The following is a 15,327-nucleotide window of genomic DNA, read 5'->3' on the forward strand; positions in this document are numbered from 1 at the left end:
CAAAGCGGCGCGGTGAAGCCGGAGGGCCGGGCGCTGACAGCACCCCTGGAGGCCGGGCGGGCGGGCGGGTACATGGGGGAGCATGCGCGAATCCCGAACCGCCGCCGTGCTGCTCGCCGTGTCGATGCTGGGGATGGGCTGTGCGGGCAGCCGGGGCACGCCTCCGGTGGCGCCGGGCCCGCTCGTCTACAAGAGCGAGGCGGTGGGGGCTCCGAAGCCCGAGGCGCTGCTCGTGGCCCTGCACTTCTCCGGCTCCACGCCCGCGTTCTGGGACGCGCCCATCCAGTCGCTGGGCATCCCGGTGCGCACGCTGTTGCCCCAGGGCCCGAGGCCCCGCCGTGACGGCTTCACGTGGTTCCAGGCCGACCACGAGGAGAAGACGTGGGAGGGGAAGACGGAGGACGTGGAGCGCATGGCGGAGCGGCTCGCGGAGTTGATCCGCGAGGTCCGGGCGGAGCATCCGGAGATCCGCCGCGTGGTGGTGACGGGGTTCTCCTACGGAGGAGACCTGGCGTGGATGCTGGCCATCCGGCACCCGGAGCTGGTGGACGCGGCGATGCCCATGGGGACACGCCTTCTGGGCGACCCGGGGCAGGAGCAGCCCTTGGCGCGGAGGGTGCGGGTGCTCCAGGGAGAGCAGGACGCCATCATCCCCGTGCAGCACACGCGCGACCGGGTCGCGGAGCTGAAGGGCCGGGGCGTCCCCATCGACGTGAAGACCTACCCGGACCTGGGCCACGACGTGTCGCCCGCGTTGCTCGAGGACTGGCGCACGTTCCTGCGCCAGTCGTTGCAGGGGCGGACGGACTGACGGCCTATCGCCGACGCTTGGGCTTCGTGCGACCGCGCTTCGCTGCTTGCTTGCGCACGGGCTTCCGCGCGGGGGCGGCTGGCTGCGCGTTGAGCGTGAGCGTCTCCAGCTTCTCGCGCAGGGTGCGCGTCTCCTGCTTGAGCGCGTCCAGTTCCTCGCGCAGTGACGCGACTTCACGGGCCTGGGGCGCGCCTTCGCGCAGGGCGCGCACGGCCTCGCGGGCGTAGCGGCGGGTGCGTGGATCGCTGAAGGTCGTGCCCTCCAGCGCGGGCAGCAGGCGACGGTCGCCCAGCGTGGAGGCCGCGTCGCAGACCGCCAGTTGCACGCGGAACTGCGGGTCGCGCAGGAGCTGCGCGAACAGGTCCACGGCTTCACGCTTGCGGTTCGCCACCTCCGCCAGCTTCGCCACCGTGCTCACGGCCGCGCGGCGCAGGAACGCGGGCTGGCCATACGCGGTGCGCGCCACGGCCACCGGGAACGCGGCCGGGTCCTGCATCTCCGCGAGCCCGTCCATCGCGCCCGCGCCGATGACGTCCTGGAACGACGGCCTCGCGGTGGCCGCCTCCAGCAGGGGCAGCGCATCCAGCGCCCGCACGCGGCCCAGGGCCCGAGCGGCCTCCGCCTCCACGAAGTAGCTGGCGTCTCCAGCCTCCAGCAACGCACGCAGGCTCCCGGCAGCCTCCACGTCGTGGCGGAACTCACCCAGCGCGGCGACGACGGCGCGGCGCACGCGCGGGTGCTCGGTGGCGACCGCGTCCAGCAGCAGCGCGCGGGCCTCCGGCGTGCGGATGCGGCCCAGCGCCTTCGCGCACGCGGCGCGGGTGGCCCAGAACAGCTTCGCGTCCTTCAGCGCCCGGCCCAGCGCCTCCACCGACCGCAGGCCTCCGTCCTTGCCCAGCGCGTGCGCGGCCTCCGTGCGCGCGCGGGCCTCCGGGGCATTCGCCAGCTCCTCGCGCCACAGCCCCACGGCCTTGTCCACGTCCAGCGTGCCCAGCACGTCGCGGCGCGGATCCACGCGCACCTGCGTGGGCGCGGCGGGGCAGGGCAGGTGGAAGCGGTGCTCCGCGTCCGTGAGCTCCAGCCGGTGGCGCGTGTCCTCGCCGTTCACCGTGACGGCCACCTCCAGCGGCAGGCGGAAGACGGGCGTGCCCGAATCCGTGCGCTGCGTCTGGCGCACGGTGATGCGCAGGCGCGCGTCGTCCGCCTCGTAGCGGACCTCCACCTTCAGCTCCGGGTGGCCGGGGGAGAAGACGTACTGGTCGAAGACCGGATCCAGGTTGTGGCCGGTGGCCTCTTCGAAGGCTCGCGCCAGGTCCACCGTCTCCACCACGCCGTGGCGGTGGGACGCGACGTAGTGGCGCAGGGCGCGCACGAAGAGGTCCTCCCCCACGCGGCGGCGCAGCTCGTGGAGCACCAGCCCGCCCTTCTCGTAGAGGTGGCGGTCGAACAGGTCCATGGGCGCCTGGAACTTCCGGGCGACGATGGGGCGCGCGTAGCGCTCGCGCGTCTCGGAGAGATAGGCCTCCAGGTCGAGCGCCCGGTGATGGTCGGCCTCGTCCCGGTTGTCGCCGCGCTCCTTCCAGAGCACCTCGAAGTAGGTGGCGAAGCCCTCGTTGAGCCAGCCGTGGGGCCAGTCGCGGCAGGTGAGCAGGTCGCCGAACCACTGGTGCGCCAGCTCGTGGGAGATGAGCGGCTCGGCGTTGTAGTCCAGGTGCGCCCGCGCGTCGTGCAGCACGGTGTCCACCAGCGTGGTGGCCGTCGTGTGCTCCATGCCGCCCAGGATGAACTCGGTGACGAACACCTGCGCGTAGCCGCTCCACGGGTAGGGCTCACCGGTGATGGACTCGTACGCGGCGATCATCCGCGGCGTGCGCGCCACGCACCGGAGCGCGTCCTCGCGGCGGCCCTTGGGGAACAGGTAGCGCAGCGGCGTGGTGCCCGCGGTGTCGGTGGCCTCGTCGAACTCGCCCACCACCAGCGTGACGAGGTAGGGCGCGTGCGGCTGCGCCATGCGGTGGTGCTGGGTGCGCCGCTCGCCGCTGGTGACGTCGCTGACGAGCACGCCGTTGGACAGCGACGTCATGTTCGCCGGGAAGGTGGCGATGACCTCCGACGTGGCCTTCTGCGCGGGTGTGTCCAGGCAGGGGAACCAGCATCGCGCGTCGATGTCCTGGCCCTGCGTCCACGCCTGGAGCGGCCGGTCGGGGTAGCCCGCGTCGGGGCCCCAGAAGTAGAGGCCGCGGCGGGGGCGGGCGCGGTAGGTGAGCGCGATGTCGCACGCCTGGCCGGCTTCGAGCGCGCGAGGCAGCTCCACGCGCACGTGCGCACCGGAGTTGGAGAAGGGGACGGAGCGGCCGTCGACGTGGGCCTCCGTGACGTCCAGGTCCACGGCGTCGAAGGTGACGGTGGACACGGTGCGGACGGCGGACACGCGGGTGGTGCAGGTGCCGGTCAGGGCGCGCTGGGCGAAGTCCAGGTCCAGCTCGATGCGCACGTGCTCGGCGCGCACGGGCCGGGGCGCGGCGTAGTGCTCGGTGGCGCCGGGGAGGCTGAACGGATGCGGGTCGGAGGACCCGGCGGCGGCGGCGGGGGCGTGGCGGTGGCAGCAGCGCATGAGGAGGGTGACTCTTCCGCAAGCCCGTCCCGGGGTCGAGCCGCTTCGAACCGGGTCTTGTCGGAATTCCTCGGACCGGGCTCGCGAGGTTGGGAGGGGAACGAATGGGGGCCGGGGCGCGAAGGCCCTAAGATGGGAGGACCGTGCAGGCCGTTCTCTACTTCTCCGACAAGCAGGTCCGCGAGAAGCTCTTCTCGTTCGTGGACGCGGCGCAGGGGCTGCTGCTGGTGGCGGGGGTGCGCCACGGCGCGGCGATGACGCGTCCACCGCAGGCGCGCGAGCCCTTCGCTGCGCTGGAGGACCTGTTCGGAGACGTGCTGTCGCAGGTCATCGTGGCGGACGAGGGCACCACGGAAGGCATGTGGAGGGATCCGCTGGGGGACCTGGGCGACCGGCTCTACCCGGACGACAAGAAGCGCGCCTACGCGGCGGCCACGGGCTACGTGTTGCTGGAGGGCGGCAAGCCACGCGCGGTGGTGCGCAAGCACGCCAGCCCCGCGGAAGACCTCTGGTTCCTCCAGGAGGCCCTGAGCCGCCTGTCGCACGGCATCCCCGCGCCCGACCCGGAGAAGCGCCCCGGCCACCGCCGCCCCGAGCCCGCGCCCCGAGCGCCGCCGCGCTACGGGCCCGTGAGCGACAGCGGAGCGCCGGAAGAACCCGCCGACCCCTGGCGCCGCTCCAGCGCCCGCGAAGATGCGTCCGCACGCGATGGCGCCCGCTCCGGCTCCGCCAGGGCCCGTGACAACAGAGCCTCGGGCGGCGGAGGCCGCCATGGCGCGTCGAGGGCTCGCTCGTGGCAGGCCGACGAAGCGACGCCCCCGCGCGGCAGCCGTGCCGTCGCGCCCGAGCCCGAGACGAAGGACCCCTGGACGGTGCTGGGCATCGAGCGGGGCACTCCCAAGGACGAGGCGCGCAAGGTGTTCCGCACGCTCATCGCGCAGTACCACCCGGACAAGGTGGCCCACCTGGCGCCGGAGTTCCACGCGCTCGCCGAGCGCAAGACGCGCGAAATCCTGGACGCATGGGAGGCGTTGGAGCGCGACGCGGACTAGTGCACCGTGCGGCGCGGCTTCGTTCGCGCGGGGCGCTTCAGCCGGGCCTCCAGGTAGTCCTTCAACACCGTGGCGTTGTTGTGCTCGGTGTCACGGGCACCGTGGAGCAGCGTGATGCGGCCGTGGCGCGCGGCCTCGAGCAGCGGCTCCCACGCGTCGGGGTGCGCGTCCAACTCGCGGATGTACCGGGACCGGAACTCGTCGAAGCGCTCCACGTGGTGGCCGTACCACTGCCGCAGTTCCGTGCTGGGCGCCACGTCGCGGAGCCAACCGTCCAGGTGGAGGTCCGCCTTCTTGCGCCCCCGTGGCCACAGCCGGTCCACCAGGAACCGGGCCCCCGCCCGAGGGCCCGGGCCGTGCTCGTCATAGACGCGCTGGAGTCGAATCATCGTCGCGCTCCCCTACAAGGCACGCTGCCCACGCGACGCGCGCGTGGGGAGCACCCGGCGAGAACGCGGCGGCCGGCTGCTCAGGTCACCAGCACGGGCGCCGGTGCGGCCAGCCGGAATCGCGCGATGAGCGGCACGTGGTCGGACAGGCCGTGGAAGCGGCTGGTCAGGTCTCCAAAGGGCCGCGTCTCCTCCGTGTCCACCCAGCTCACACCGCCACCGGAGAACAGGTGGTCCAGGTGCATGCGCATGTGCATGAAGCCCGCGGTGGGAAAGGCGCGGGACAGGGTTGGGTTGATCTGCCCCACCGCCGCCTGCGCGCACGTCAGGTGCGCATCCCCCGTGAGGTAGCGGAACACCGGCGACGACGGCGGCGAGTTGAAGTCCCCGCACACCACGAAGGGCTCCTCCTTCGCGTGCAGTCCGATGAAGCCCGCGAGCTTCTTCGCTTCGTGGAGCTGGTTGACGCCGCAGCCCATCTTGTCGCGCGTGGCCCAGAACTCGCGGGCGAACGGCGTGGGCAGGCTCAGGTGCGTGTTGAAGACGTGGAACGCGCGCTGGTCCGCGCGGCGGATGACGCGCATGTGCGCGCAGATGCGGCTCTGCTTGCGCTCCTTCAGGCCCTGCACGTGGTGGTGCGTGATGTGCTCCGGCGCCTGCACGTTGTGCTTGTCCACCTGGAGCGTGCGCGTGTTGACGAGCATCGCCAGCCCCGTCGTGTACAGCGACAGCTCCCCCACCTTGTAGTGGTGCGCGCGGAAGTAGAACGCCTCGTAGGGCATGTCCCTCCCCTGGAGGGCGAAGGTCTCCTCCACGCGCTCCATGAAGGCTTCCAGCTGCGTCTCACCCGGACGCGTGGGCCGGTGCACGATGTTGCTGCGCAGCGAGGAGGTCTCCACCTCCTGGAGGCACACGATGTCCGGCAGCGGGTCCAGGGTGGCCAGTGCGGCCGCCACCCGGCGCTTGGGACCGATGGTGCTCGCGAGCCCCCTCAGCATGTGGCCGAAGTAGCGGACGTTGTACGTGACGATGCGCAGCGCTGACGGCTCCATGGTCCGGTCGCTACCTCCCCATGCCTCGCGATGAAAAATGGGAAGCCCTGGGACGAACGTCCAGGCCTCCCCGCTCTCTTCACGATGGGATGCGCCCGCGCCATCCGCGATGTGCTGGCAGGCGGACAGAGTGCCCGCCCGCCTGGCTGCTCACCCGGCGGGCTTCACCCGCACCATCGTGTCCAGCAGGTGCTCCAGCGCGCGGTCCGGGTCGTCACACAAGCCCGCGTGCACCGGGCCCGTCTGGAGCATCGTGCTCCGGGGCGCCACCAGCCAGTGCCAGCGCTCCTTCTGCGGCAGCCGTCCAATGGGCCCCGCGTCCTTCCCGCCCACGCACACGCGGCGGAAGCTCTCCAGGTGGCCCGCGAGCAGCTCCACGTCCGCGTCCGGCGACAGCGCCTTCAGCCGCGCCACGTCCAGTTCCACGCGCGCGCCCAGGTAGCGGTGCTGCACGCAGAAGAGGACGACGCCCACGTTGATGAACTCCTCGCGCTCCACGCGAGGCACCAGCCGGATGATGGCGTAATCAAACGAGCTGGGCGTGGGCACGCGTCGCCTCCTCGATGAACGCCGGCGCCGCTTCCAGCCTGCGCATCAGCCACGTCACGTACGCCGCGCGGTGCTCCGCCGTGGTCGCGAACGCGGGCTCCTGGCCCAGCCACGCCTCCGGAATGGACCCCACGATGCGCTCCACCACCTCCCGCGTCACCCGCGCCTGGAGCAGGTCCCCGGCCTCCGCCAGCCCGTGCGCCCACGGCAAGAGCACGTGGTCCTTGATGGGCGCGAAGCGCGTCTGGCTGCGCTCCTCCCAGCCGTCCCACGAGTGGTGGAAGTACATCGCCGCCCCGTGGTCGATGAGCCAGAGGTTGCGGTGCCACACCAGGAGGTTGGGGTTCTTCGGCGTGCGGTCCACGTTCGTCACGAACGCGTCGAACGCCACGATGGCGGACGCCACCTGCGCCTCCGGCACCGGCACCGCCAGCGGGTCGAACGTCACCGAGCGCGGCAGGTAGTCCAGCGCCAGGTTCAACCCCGCGCTCGACTTGAGCAGCTCGCGGATCTCGCTGTCCGGCTCGTTGCGCCCGAGCGACACGTCCAGCTCCACGAACACCAGCTCCGGCACGCGCAGGCCCAGCACCCGCGCCAGCTCTCCCGAAATCAACTCCGCGATGAGCGCCTTGGCCCCCTGGCCCGCCCCACGGAACTTCACGACATAGAGCCCCGCGTCGTTCGCCTCCACGATGGCGGGCAGCGAGCCCCCCTCGCGCAAGGGCGTCACGTAGCGCGTGGCGGTGACCGTCCTGAGCATCCCTCGTCCTCGACAGTTCCCGGGCACTCCGGGGGTGGCGGCTGTACCACGGCCCTGCCCGACGGGGGAAACACCCTGCGGCTGACGGCGCTTCCCCTCGCGCACCGCCGATTTGATTGCGCGCAATTTAATTGTGCACTACATACTCCCCATGTCGACGGATGACTTCCTCCGGCTGGACCTGCAGCTGTGCTTCCCGCTCTACGCGGCGTCGCGCGCGATGGTGCAGGCCTACACGCCGCTCCTGGCGAAGCTGGGGCTCACCTATCCGCAGTACCTGGTGATGCTGGTGCTCTGGGAGACGGACGGGGTGTCGGTGAAGGAGCTGGGGGAGAAGCTGTACCTGGACTCGGGGACGCTCACGCCGCTGCTCAAGCGTCTGGAGACGCTGGGCTTCGTGCGCCGCGAGCGCTCCCAGGAGGACGCGCGGTCGGTGACGGTGTCGCTCACCGCGCAGGGAAAGGGGCTGCGCCGCAAGGCCGCGTCCATCCCGGAGGCCATTGTCTGCCGCACCGGTTTGACGCTGGAGGAGCTGTCGCGGCTGCGCCGGGACATCCAGCGGCTGTTCGAAAAGGTTTCCTCACGCAGCGCTTGAGACACACGCGGTTTCCAACCACGACGTCACGAAGGAGCACCACCATGGCCCCGGTCCAGATCTCGCCCCTCTACTCCACCACCGCCGTCACCCACGGCGGCCGCAACGGCAAGCTGCTGCTGGACAACAGCCCGCTGAACGGCCTGGAGCTGGCCATGCCGAAGCAGCTGGGCGGCTCCGGCAAGGAGACGGCCACCAACCCCGAGCAGCTCTTCGCCGCGGGCTTCTCCTCCTGCTTCGAGAGCGCGCTGCGCCTGGTCGCGGGCAAGGCCGGCAAGAAGCTGGATGAGAAGGCCGGCGTGAAGGCCACCGTCACCATCGGCAAGACGCCCGAGGGCGGCTTCGGCCTGGCGGTGGAGCTCACGGGCATCCTCCCGGGCATCCCCCGCGAGGAGGCGCAGAAGCTGATGGAGGCGGCCCACCAGGTGTGCCCGTACTCCAACGCCACGCGCGGCAACATCGAGGTGAAGGTCTCCGTCGCGGAGTAGCCCTTCACCCGGCCCCTGTCGCGAGCTCAGGCGGCGGAGTCGTCGCGGGCGCTCGCGGCGGGGGCTGGCAGGAGCGCCAGCAGGTTGTTCTGGATGTTCTGGCAGATGGTATCGAGCGGCAGGTCGTTGTCGTCCGTGCCGAAGGGGTCTTCGATCTCGACGCCAATCTCCTCGATACCAAAGAAGACATACGCGACGACGAACGTGGCCACGACTGTCACCCAGCCAAAGGTGTCCACCAGCGCGAAGGGCAGGGTGAAGCAGTAGAGGATGAGCGCGCGGCGCAGGTGCACCATGTACGCGAAGGGCATGGGCGTGCGGTGGATGCGCTCACAACCTCCCAGGTAGTCGATGAGCAGTTGGACGTTCTGGTCCAGCTGCATCTGGACGTACTCGGGATACAGCCCCTGGCGGCGGCCCTCGTCCAGCACGGCCGTCATCCGGCGCGCCACGTTGAGGGGCACGTGCTGGGCCTTGAGCACCTCCGTCACCTCCCCGGAGGGCAGGGTCTCCGTGTGGGGACCCAACTGCCGCTGCTGGCCTCGCAGCCACCCGGCGGTGGCGAAGGGGAACGCGGCCGTCCAGCGGATGAGCGCGGTGTAGAGCGCCGTCTTGCCCAGGAAGGGCTCCGACGCGCGGATGAGGTTGCGCGTCTCGTTGACGATGCCGCCCCACAGCTTGCGGCCCTCCCAGAAGCGGTCATAGGAGGCGTTGGTGCGGAACACGAGCAGGAGGCTCAGCGAGATGCCGGCCAGCGTGTGTACCGTGGGGGGCACGCCCACGTTGCGCACGTGCTGGTGGAAGCCCACCACGGCCGCGGCCCAGACAACGCACATCAAGACTCGGCCGACGATCTCCTTCACCATCGAACCGCGCAGGTAGTGGAAGTAGCTCCACCAGCGATGCGGGTCATACTCAACCATGTAGGGGATACCCTCCGGGACGGGAGGCGCATGCTAACCGCACCGCGACGCGTCGCGAGCAGTGCTTTGCGAGATTGCGGATGCCGGACGTTTGGGGTGATGGCCGGGCGTCGGGGGCTTCAGCTAAGGAGGAAGACGGTCCGTTCCATCCCTCGTCATGGAGGCGTTCCCCATGCGCCGTCACCTCACGCCCCTGCTGATGTTCCTCGCCGCCACGGCGAGCGGTTGCAGCTTCATGCGCACGGACGTCCTCTTGGACACGCTCAACGCCCCGGACTCGCCGGAGCCGAAGGACATGCCGATCCGCGTGCCGGCGGTGGAGCGCGTGGCGGGGCTGACGCGCGCGCAGTTGACGGACTCCTATGTGGATCCCTCGCGAGCAGGTGCGTGGATGGACGCGCTGGGTGCGTCTCCGGAGGCCGTGCTGGACATGACGGCGTGCCTGGTCCAGCACGCGGGCAACGATTCGGCATCCTGCTATGAGAACGATGGGCGCACGGGCTACGTCGACCGGACGGTGAAGGCGTCGGCGTGGGGCGTGCCGCTGCCGGCGCAATCCCTCTCCACGGCGACGCCGGCCGCGGAGGAGGTGGACGCGGAGCGCTTCCTCGCGAACGCGATGGGGATTGGTCCGTCGCTCGCGGCGTTGCAGCAGTCGCTGGAGGTGCCGCTGACGCGCGAGGTGCTCGCGCAGGGCATCCAGCGGGGCGCGGCGTCCGCGGCGGCGTACGTGCGGGCGCGTTCGTGGCGCCGCGACCTCCAGCGGCCCAGCAACGCGGTGGTGCTGAGCGGCGGCGGAGCCAACGGCGCGTTCAGCGCGGGGGCCATGTGGCGGCTCCTGGGCATCCTGGAGCAGTGCCGGGGCAAGCCCGCGCCGGAGGGGTGCGGCGACGCGCGGATCGATCTGGCGGCGGGGACGAGCACGGGCGCGCTCATCAGCACGCTGGTGGACCTGTTCCACACGCCGGGCCAGGAGGCGAACGCGCGGCGGCTCCTCCTGGGCAACTACACGTGCACGGTGGAGTCGGACCTGTACTGCGTGAACTCCACGTGGCTGTGGAACCTGGCGGAGGACACGCGCGGGCTGGTGAAGTTCGACGGGGTGTACGCGAAGCTGGATCAGTTCATCCAGCCGGAGATGCTGCACAACGGCACGGAGCTGGTGTCGGTGTCCGTGGACTTCCAGACGGGCGACGTGTTCAGCGTGAGCGACCAGGATCCGGCGGACTTCAGGCCGGGTGCGTCGGACAAGATTCGCAAGGGCGGGATGGTGCACGCCATCGTGGCGTCCATCGCGGAGCCGGTGCTGTCGAACCCGGCGGGCATGCTGCCGTCGGCGGCGGGTGACCGCACGGGGACGTACTACGACGGCGGCGTGCGCTCCGGGCTCCCGCTGCTCCAGGCGGTCCAGCGTGGAGCGGAGCGCGTGCTGGTGATTTCGACGGGCGGGATGAACCCGTCCCCGGCCATGGATCCAAAGAACGCGATGAGCGTGCTGATGCGCACCATCGACCTGTTCGTGGCGCAGCCGCGCGTGGCCGAGGTGCAGCAGGCGGAGCTGCTCGCGGTGACGCGCCGGCTGGGCGAGTACAACGTCTGCACGCTGCGCGGTGCTTCGGAGGACTTCTGCCGCCGCAAGGGCGGGGGCTTCCAGCCCCAGATGGCGGGGCCGGGGGCGGGGCAGGCGGTGTGGATGGGCTCGGCGCGCTTCGACCAGGTGGCGAGCAGTTGGCGCAGCGCGTGGATGTTCAAGCCGGAGACGGGGCTGGCGACGGCGAGCGGCTACTCGTTCACGCCGGAGGTGATGCAGCCGCTCTTCGTGGCGGGCGTGGAGTCCATGCAGAAGCGCTGCAAGGAGGTGCTGTCCCTGTTCGACATCCAGGGCACGCTGGCGGCGAAGGAGTGCTCGCGCCAGCTGGTGGAGGTGGCGGACGAGGCGCGCGCGGCGCTCCCGTCCGTGGCGCAGTGCCGCGCGGACAAGCCGGAGCGCCGCTCGTGTGACTGAGGCGCGCTACCTGCCGCCGTCGATGACCCACTTGCCCCAGCCGGCGAGCGCGGTGCCATCCTCGGGCACGCGCTTGCCCTTCGGCGGGGCGCGGTAGACGGCGTCGGCGAGCGGGAGGAAGCGGGCCTCGTCCGCGAGCCCGTTGAGCGCGGCGCCCCAGGGGTCGGCGGCGTAGGTGGTGACCTGCACGCGGCGCTCGGCGCCCTCGCCCGCGGGCGCTTCGAGGACGAAGGCAGGGATGGGGTGCTGGGCGACGGTGAAGGTCTCCCGGCGCGGCGGCGCGGTGCCGGCGGCGACGGGGGGCCACTGCTGCGGCTGGCTGACGGCTTCGCTGACGGCGGCGAGCAGGGCCTCTTCCAGGGGCTGCGGCTCGGCGTCGCGGAAGTCGGCGCAGGGGGCGTCGCCAGTGGGGCCGGTCAGCTCCTTGCGGAGGACGAAGCCGCGCTCGGCGCCCAGGCAGACGCGGCGCACGGAGGACGTTCCGGAGAGGTCCTGGCGCACGTCGTACCAGGTGCCCGGGCCCCAGGGCCGGTCGAGCGCGGGCACGGTCCCCGTGGCGTCGGAGCCCTGGCGGAAGGACACGAGCGTGAGCTGCTGGCTGCCGCTGGCGCCGAAGCCGGAGAGCGTGGTGCTGGCGTCGAGCAGGCCGTGGGTGAGGTACAGCGGGCCGGGCTCATTGGCGTAGAGGCGGTTCTGGAGGGGGCCGTCACTGGGACGGCGGTCGTCCAGGAATCGACGGGCATCCCACGTGCGCCCGGCGGCGGTGGTCTGTTCGGCGGAGCGCTGGCCGCGGTGTTCTTGCTTCCAGGGCTGTGTCTCCTCCATGCGCATGGGCAGCACGCGAGGCTGGGAGAGGCGAGGGTGGGCCAGCGGCTTGCCCTGATCATCCGTGAAGGTGACAGTGAGCCACGCCCAGGGCGCCTGGACGGCGATGACCTCCAGCACGACATGGCCCGCCACGCCCACGCCGGTGTCCGCGCCGGGGCGGCCCCGGTGGGCGGAGAAGGCGTACTCCACGCGGTCGCCCACGCGGGCGCGCTGCCACGGAGAGGGCGTGGTGTCGGTGGCCGTGTCGGGAGTTCCTGCGTCCAGCACGGAGGCCTCGGTCGGAGCAGAGGCATCGGGCTGTTCGGTGGCGATGGTGCCGTCGGAGGGGGAGACGGCACGGGGCTTCATGCTCTCGCAGCCCGTGCTCAAGAGGAGCGCGGAGCACAGCAGGAGGGGAGCGCGGAAGAGGGGGCGTCGCATGGGGCCGCTAGATACACGGAGCGCCGCGCGGATCCGCGTGGACGCTGTCCGCATGCGCGGGTTCAACGTGCGCTGGTCGACAGCTCGGAGGACTCCACCCACGTGCCCCAGCGGAGGAGCCGGCTGTCCGAGTAGAACTTGCGCGGCGCCCCTTCTGGCTGCTCGTAGAGCCCTTCCGAGAGCCGGTCGAAGCGCACCTCCATGGGGAGCCCCCGCAGCACGGGACTCCACGGGTCCGTGGGATAGCTCTTGGAACGCATCCAGTAGGACCCCTCGCCTCGGTTGGCAGGGGCTTCTTCGAAGAAGGCCACCACGGACTCCTGGCCCAGTTGGACCCGCACCTTCCTGGGGAGCGGGGCTCCGTAGTCACGAGGCGGCCAGGTGGGAATGTAGACGGAGTCGTTGACGAGGTTGATCAACGCATTCTCCAGCGAAACGACCTCCGCGCCCTGGAAGTCATCGCATCGGACGTCGTCCCGAGGTTTCTCCCAGACCTTGCGCAGCAGATAGCCCTGTTCCGCGCCCAGACAGACACGCTTCACGCGGACGCTGCTGGTGCTGGAGCCCTCCTGCAACTCGTACCAGGTGCCCGGTCCCCAGGGGTTGCCCATGACGGGAGGGGTTCCCTGGACCGTGCCCGAGCCTCGCTGGAACGACACGAGCGCGAGCGAATGGCCTGCGGACATGCTGAACCCGAACGCGTTGAAGTGCACCTCGATCAACCCGTTGGTGAGATAGAGCGGCCCGGGCGTCGTGGCGTAGAGCCGGTGCTGCGTGGGGCCGTCCCCTGGAGAGTCATCGCGGGAAATCCGTCGGGCGATCCAGTGCTGCCCGGCGGCGAAGGCCCACTGGCGGGTGGTGCTCGTGCTGCCATCCTCGATGGGGTCGGGGGGATTCGTAGGGGCCTGGCCCATGCGCATGGGCAGCACGAAGCCGTGGCTCAGGAACGGATGCGGATGGGGTTGGCGGTCATTCCGGGTCACCCGGATGAAGAGCCAGACCCAGGGGGACCGGACCGCGATGACCTCCACGAAGAGCTGACCCGCCGAAGCGCTGGTCCCCCGTCGCGAACCGATCCGGTCCGCGTAGAAGGCATATTCCACGCGGTCCCCCACGCGCGCGTCCTGCCACGACGTGGGCACCTGATCCGAGCTGCTCCCTGGAGGAACCTCCGTCACGGTACTGAAGCCCCGCGGCCTGGACGTCCCGCAGCCCATGAGCAGGACAAGCGCCCCCATGGCCCACGCGATGAATCCCTGACGGAAAGACTGTCGTTGCATCTGGCGGAGACCCCCGTCTGCCATTGAGCCACGGACTGGCTTTCGGCGCCAGGGGACTTGCTACTCCACGGAGATCTCCCGGTAGACCACGTCACTGGGGCCCAGCCGGTTCACGGTGTCGACGAAGCGCTCGGAGACGACGATGCGGGTCGTGTCTTCCACACCGAAAAGGTCGAGGTCCGTGGGGATGGATGCACCGAGCAGCCAGCGCTCCGGTGGGAGCGAGAAGCCATTGCGCCCGCAGTACTCGCAGGTGGGCACCCGGTCCCGGTCCTGGATGCACGCAGGGTGCAGCTTCACCAGGGAGCGCGCTTCCAGTTCGTACTGCGGCAGTTCCTTCGTGCGGCGGTTCCGCAGCTCCGCCCGGACCGGGATGATGCCTTTCAGGCCCGCCTCTTGAATTGACGCTAGCGTGTCCTCCCTTACAAGCACTTCCCACGAAGGTCTCGCGGTGACAGGACCAAACCGGCCCATTGACGTGCCCACCAGGGGACCGAAACTACAGCCCGGCTCGATAGGAAGCTCCTGTGGCACGTATGGACGTACCAGGGCCGCACGCCGTGCGTACTCCTCCAAAGGCTGGGGCCATCCGCTCGTCAGCGAGTCGTTCTCTGTCAGGTTGGACAGGTCCACCGACGGATAGGCCAACATTCCGCTCCAGGGCGTGCAGCGGGGACAATCGATTCCCGGCAGGCACCACTTGCGCGTGGCCCGGTAGGTCCCGCTCCAGTGGACGTTGTCCAGATCGCGCGGCGTGGACAGCTCGAAGTAGCGCATCCGTCAGTCCTCCACTGGAACGGGCGCGAGGTCCACCAACTGCCAATAGGTCATGGTCAAACCAAAGAGACCGTACTTCTGAATCATCAGGGTTGCGTAGTCGAAATGCATCTCCCGGTTGCCTGTTCGTCCCTGGCCCTCGTTGAAGGTTTGCCAGTCCTGGTTCCAGGGACCTCCATTCGCTCCACGGTGGATGCGTTTGTGCAGGTCCGCATCGATAGCGATGACGTACTGATGGATGTCGATGCCCTTGGTGACGAAGTGTTTCTTGAACGCCTGCGGGAAGATGTGGTGCCGCTCCTTGGGCCGCTTCGCCCACTCCTCCATCGCCTTCTGCCGCTTCACCTCGCTGGGCAGCTTCTCGCGCGGATACCAGCGGAACACCATGACGGGCGTCGCATCGCCCGGTAGACCCTGGGCACTGCCCCATGTCCGCTGGGTCCGCTCCCCGGTGCCACGAACACCGGCGGCGCGAGCGCGCTTCGCGTGCGCACCACCCGGCCCGGTTCCAGGTCCTGGCACCGGAACAGCGCGCAGGTCCCATCCACGCACCAGGGGGCGAGGCATTGGTCCTCGTCCCCCTCCGCGCATTCACTTCCAGTCTCCGCCTCCGCCCACAAGGCCTCCGGCGAGAACGCCGGAGCGGATGACGTCGACGCACAGCTCCAGAGCAGCCCTACGAGCAGCCAGCACAGTCCGCGCATGCCTCTCCCGGAAATGACGCTCCGTGCAGCATGCCAGCGTCGCCACCCCCACCCGGAGTGGAACCCTGTCCCCCTGCGCT

At 70.5% G+C, this 15,327-nt stretch carries 14 protein-coding genes and 1 pseudogene; 5 read left to right on the plus strand and 10 right to left on the minus strand.

Annotation, left to right across the window (positions count from 1 at the left end; genetic code table 11):
• Positions 1-82: 82 nt before the first annotated feature.
• On the plus strand, positions 83-811 hold the full coding sequence (locus tag ACX114_RS02865) for an alpha/beta hydrolase (protein WP_459294451.1): 729 nt from the start codon (positions 83-85) through the stop codon (positions 809-811).
• Between the two features lie 4 nt (positions 812-815).
• On the opposite strand, the gene ACX114_RS02870 is transcribed toward ACX114_RS02865, so the two are convergent.
• The gene (locus tag ACX114_RS02870) at positions 816-3,425 is read right to left on the minus strand and encodes a M1 family aminopeptidase (protein ID WP_459294453.1); all 2,610 of its coding nucleotides are present in this window, start codon (positions 3,423-3,425) and stop codon (positions 816-818) included.
• Positions 3,426-3,568: 143 nt separating this feature from the next.
• Between ACX114_RS02870 and ACX114_RS02875 the strand changes: the two genes are divergently transcribed.
• Complete coding sequence (locus tag ACX114_RS02875; protein WP_459294455.1) at positions 3,569-4,477, plus strand: DnaJ domain-containing protein; 909 nt, start codon at positions 3,569-3,571, stop codon at positions 4,475-4,477.
• Here ACX114_RS02875 and ACX114_RS02880 read toward each other — a convergent pair.
• The 4 genes from ACX114_RS02880 to ACX114_RS02895 all read right to left on the minus strand — a co-directional run bounded on the left by ACX114_RS02880 (position 4,474) and on the right by ACX114_RS02895 (position 7,227).
• On the minus strand, positions 4,474-4,866 hold the full coding sequence (locus ACX114_RS02880; protein WP_459294457.1) for a DUF488 domain-containing protein: 393 nt from the start codon (positions 4,864-4,866) through the stop codon (positions 4,474-4,476). The two genes, ACX114_RS02875 and ACX114_RS02880, sit on opposite strands and share 4 nt — an antisense overlap.
• Before the next feature lie 80 nt (positions 4,867-4,946).
• Entirely contained in the window at positions 4,947-5,918 is a 972-nt protein-coding gene (locus tag ACX114_RS02885; protein WP_459294459.1) for an endonuclease/exonuclease/phosphatase family protein, read from the minus strand.
• A 150-nt stretch (positions 5,919-6,068) separates the two neighbouring features.
• Positions 6,069-6,467 (minus strand): DUF3037 domain-containing protein, encoded by a 399-nt coding sequence (locus tag ACX114_RS02890; RefSeq protein ID WP_459294461.1) that lies wholly within the window; start codon positions 6,465-6,467, stop codon positions 6,069-6,071.
• Entirely contained in the window at positions 6,445-7,227 is a 783-nt protein-coding gene (locus tag ACX114_RS02895) for a HipA family kinase (RefSeq protein ID WP_459294463.1), read from the minus strand. Before ACX114_RS02895 ends, ACX114_RS02890 begins: the two co-directional genes overlap by 23 nt.
• Before the next feature lie 151 nt (positions 7,228-7,378).
• On the opposite strand from ACX114_RS02895, the gene ACX114_RS02900 reads away from it, so the two are divergent.
• Positions 7,379-7,822: a MarR family winged helix-turn-helix transcriptional regulator gene (locus tag ACX114_RS02900; RefSeq protein ID WP_459294465.1), complete on the plus strand. Its 444-nt coding sequence runs from the start codon at positions 7,379-7,381 to the stop codon at positions 7,820-7,822.
• Positions 7,823-7,866: 44 nt separating this feature from the next.
• Entirely contained in the window at positions 7,867-8,310 is a 444-nt protein-coding gene (locus ACX114_RS02905; protein ID WP_459294467.1) for an organic hydroperoxide resistance protein, read from the plus strand.
• Between the two features lie 26 nt (positions 8,311-8,336).
• Here ACX114_RS02905 and ACX114_RS02910 read toward each other — a convergent pair whose 3' ends face one another.
• Positions 8,337-9,233, minus strand: a complete 897-nt coding sequence (locus ACX114_RS02910; protein ID WP_459294469.1) for a bestrophin family protein — start codon at positions 9,231-9,233, stop codon at positions 8,337-8,339.
• Between the two features lie 172 nt (positions 9,234-9,405).
• Between ACX114_RS02910 and ACX114_RS02915 the strand changes: the two genes are divergently transcribed.
• Positions 9,406-11,238 (plus strand): patatin-like phospholipase family protein, encoded by a 1,833-nt coding sequence (locus tag ACX114_RS02915; protein ID WP_459294471.1) that lies wholly within the window; start codon positions 9,406-9,408, stop codon positions 11,236-11,238.
• A 6-nt stretch (positions 11,239-11,244) separates the two neighbouring features.
• Here ACX114_RS02915 and ACX114_RS02920 read toward each other — a convergent pair whose 3' ends face one another.
• From ACX114_RS02920 to sitA6, 4 genes and pseudogenes are all read right to left on the minus strand, one after another.
• On the minus strand, positions 11,245-12,486 hold the full coding sequence (locus tag ACX114_RS02920; RefSeq protein ID WP_459294473.1) for a DUF6068 family protein: 1,242 nt from the start codon (positions 12,484-12,486) through the stop codon (positions 11,245-11,247).
• Positions 12,487-12,548: 62 nt separating this feature from the next.
• Positions 12,549-13,790, minus strand: coding sequence for a DUF6068 family protein (locus ACX114_RS02925; protein ID WP_459294475.1), 1,242 nt, complete (start codon positions 13,788-13,790; stop codon positions 12,549-12,551).
• A gap of 36 nt (positions 13,791-13,826) precedes the next feature.
• Positions 13,827-14,543: a SitI6 family double-CXXCG motif immunity protein gene (gene sitI6, locus ACX114_RS02930; protein WP_459294477.1), complete on the minus strand. Its 717-nt coding sequence runs from the start codon at positions 14,541-14,543 to the stop codon at positions 13,827-13,829.
• Positions 14,544-14,546: 3 nt separating this feature from the next.
• Positions 14,547-15,247 (minus strand): annotated as a pseudogene (gene sitA6, locus ACX114_RS02935) (SitA6 family polymorphic toxin lipoprotein).
• Positions 15,248-15,327 lie beyond the last annotated feature (80 nt).

Source organism: Corallococcus sp. M7, assembly GCF_054512695.1.

What these genes read in the sequence shown, in the direction of transcription:
- ACX114_RS02865 (WP_459294451.1), top strand. Translation starts at nt 83, where the DNA reads ATGCGCGAATCCCGAACCGCCGCCGTGCTGCTCGCCGTGTCGATGCTG.
- ACX114_RS02870 (WP_459294453.1), bottom strand. Translation starts at nt 3,425, where the DNA reads ATGCGCTGCTGCCACCGCCACGCCCCCGCCGCCGCCGCCGGGTCCTCC.
- ACX114_RS02880 (WP_459294457.1), bottom strand. Translation starts at nt 4,866, where the DNA reads ATGATTCGACTCCAGCGCGTCTATGACGAGCACGGCCCGGGCCCTCGG.
- ACX114_RS02885 (WP_459294459.1), bottom strand. Translation starts at nt 5,918, where the DNA reads ATGGAGCCGTCAGCGCTGCGCATCGTCACGTACAACGTCCGCTACTTC.
- ACX114_RS02895 (WP_459294463.1), bottom strand. Translation starts at nt 7,227, where the DNA reads ATGCTCAGGACGGTCACCGCCACGCGCTACGTGACGCCCTTGCGCGAG.
- ACX114_RS02900 (WP_459294465.1), top strand. Translation starts at nt 7,379, where the DNA reads ATGTCGACGGATGACTTCCTCCGGCTGGACCTGCAGCTGTGCTTCCCG.
- ACX114_RS02905 (WP_459294467.1), top strand. Translation starts at nt 7,867, where the DNA reads ATGGCCCCGGTCCAGATCTCGCCCCTCTACTCCACCACCGCCGTCACC.
- ACX114_RS02910 (WP_459294469.1), bottom strand. Translation starts at nt 9,233, where the DNA reads ATGGTTGAGTATGACCCGCATCGCTGGTGGAGCTACTTCCACTACCTG.
- ACX114_RS02915 (WP_459294471.1), top strand. Translation starts at nt 9,406, where the DNA reads ATGCGCCGTCACCTCACGCCCCTGCTGATGTTCCTCGCCGCCACGGCG.
- ACX114_RS02920 (WP_459294473.1), bottom strand. Translation starts at nt 12,486, where the DNA reads ATGCGACGCCCCCTCTTCCGCGCTCCCCTCCTGCTGTGCTCCGCGCTC.
- ACX114_RS02925 (WP_459294475.1), bottom strand. Translation starts at nt 13,790, where the DNA reads ATGGCAGACGGGGGTCTCCGCCAGATGCAACGACAGTCTTTCCGTCAG.
- sitI6 (WP_459294477.1), bottom strand. Translation starts at nt 14,543, where the DNA reads ATGCGCTACTTCGAGCTGTCCACGCCGCGCGATCTGGACAACGTCCAC.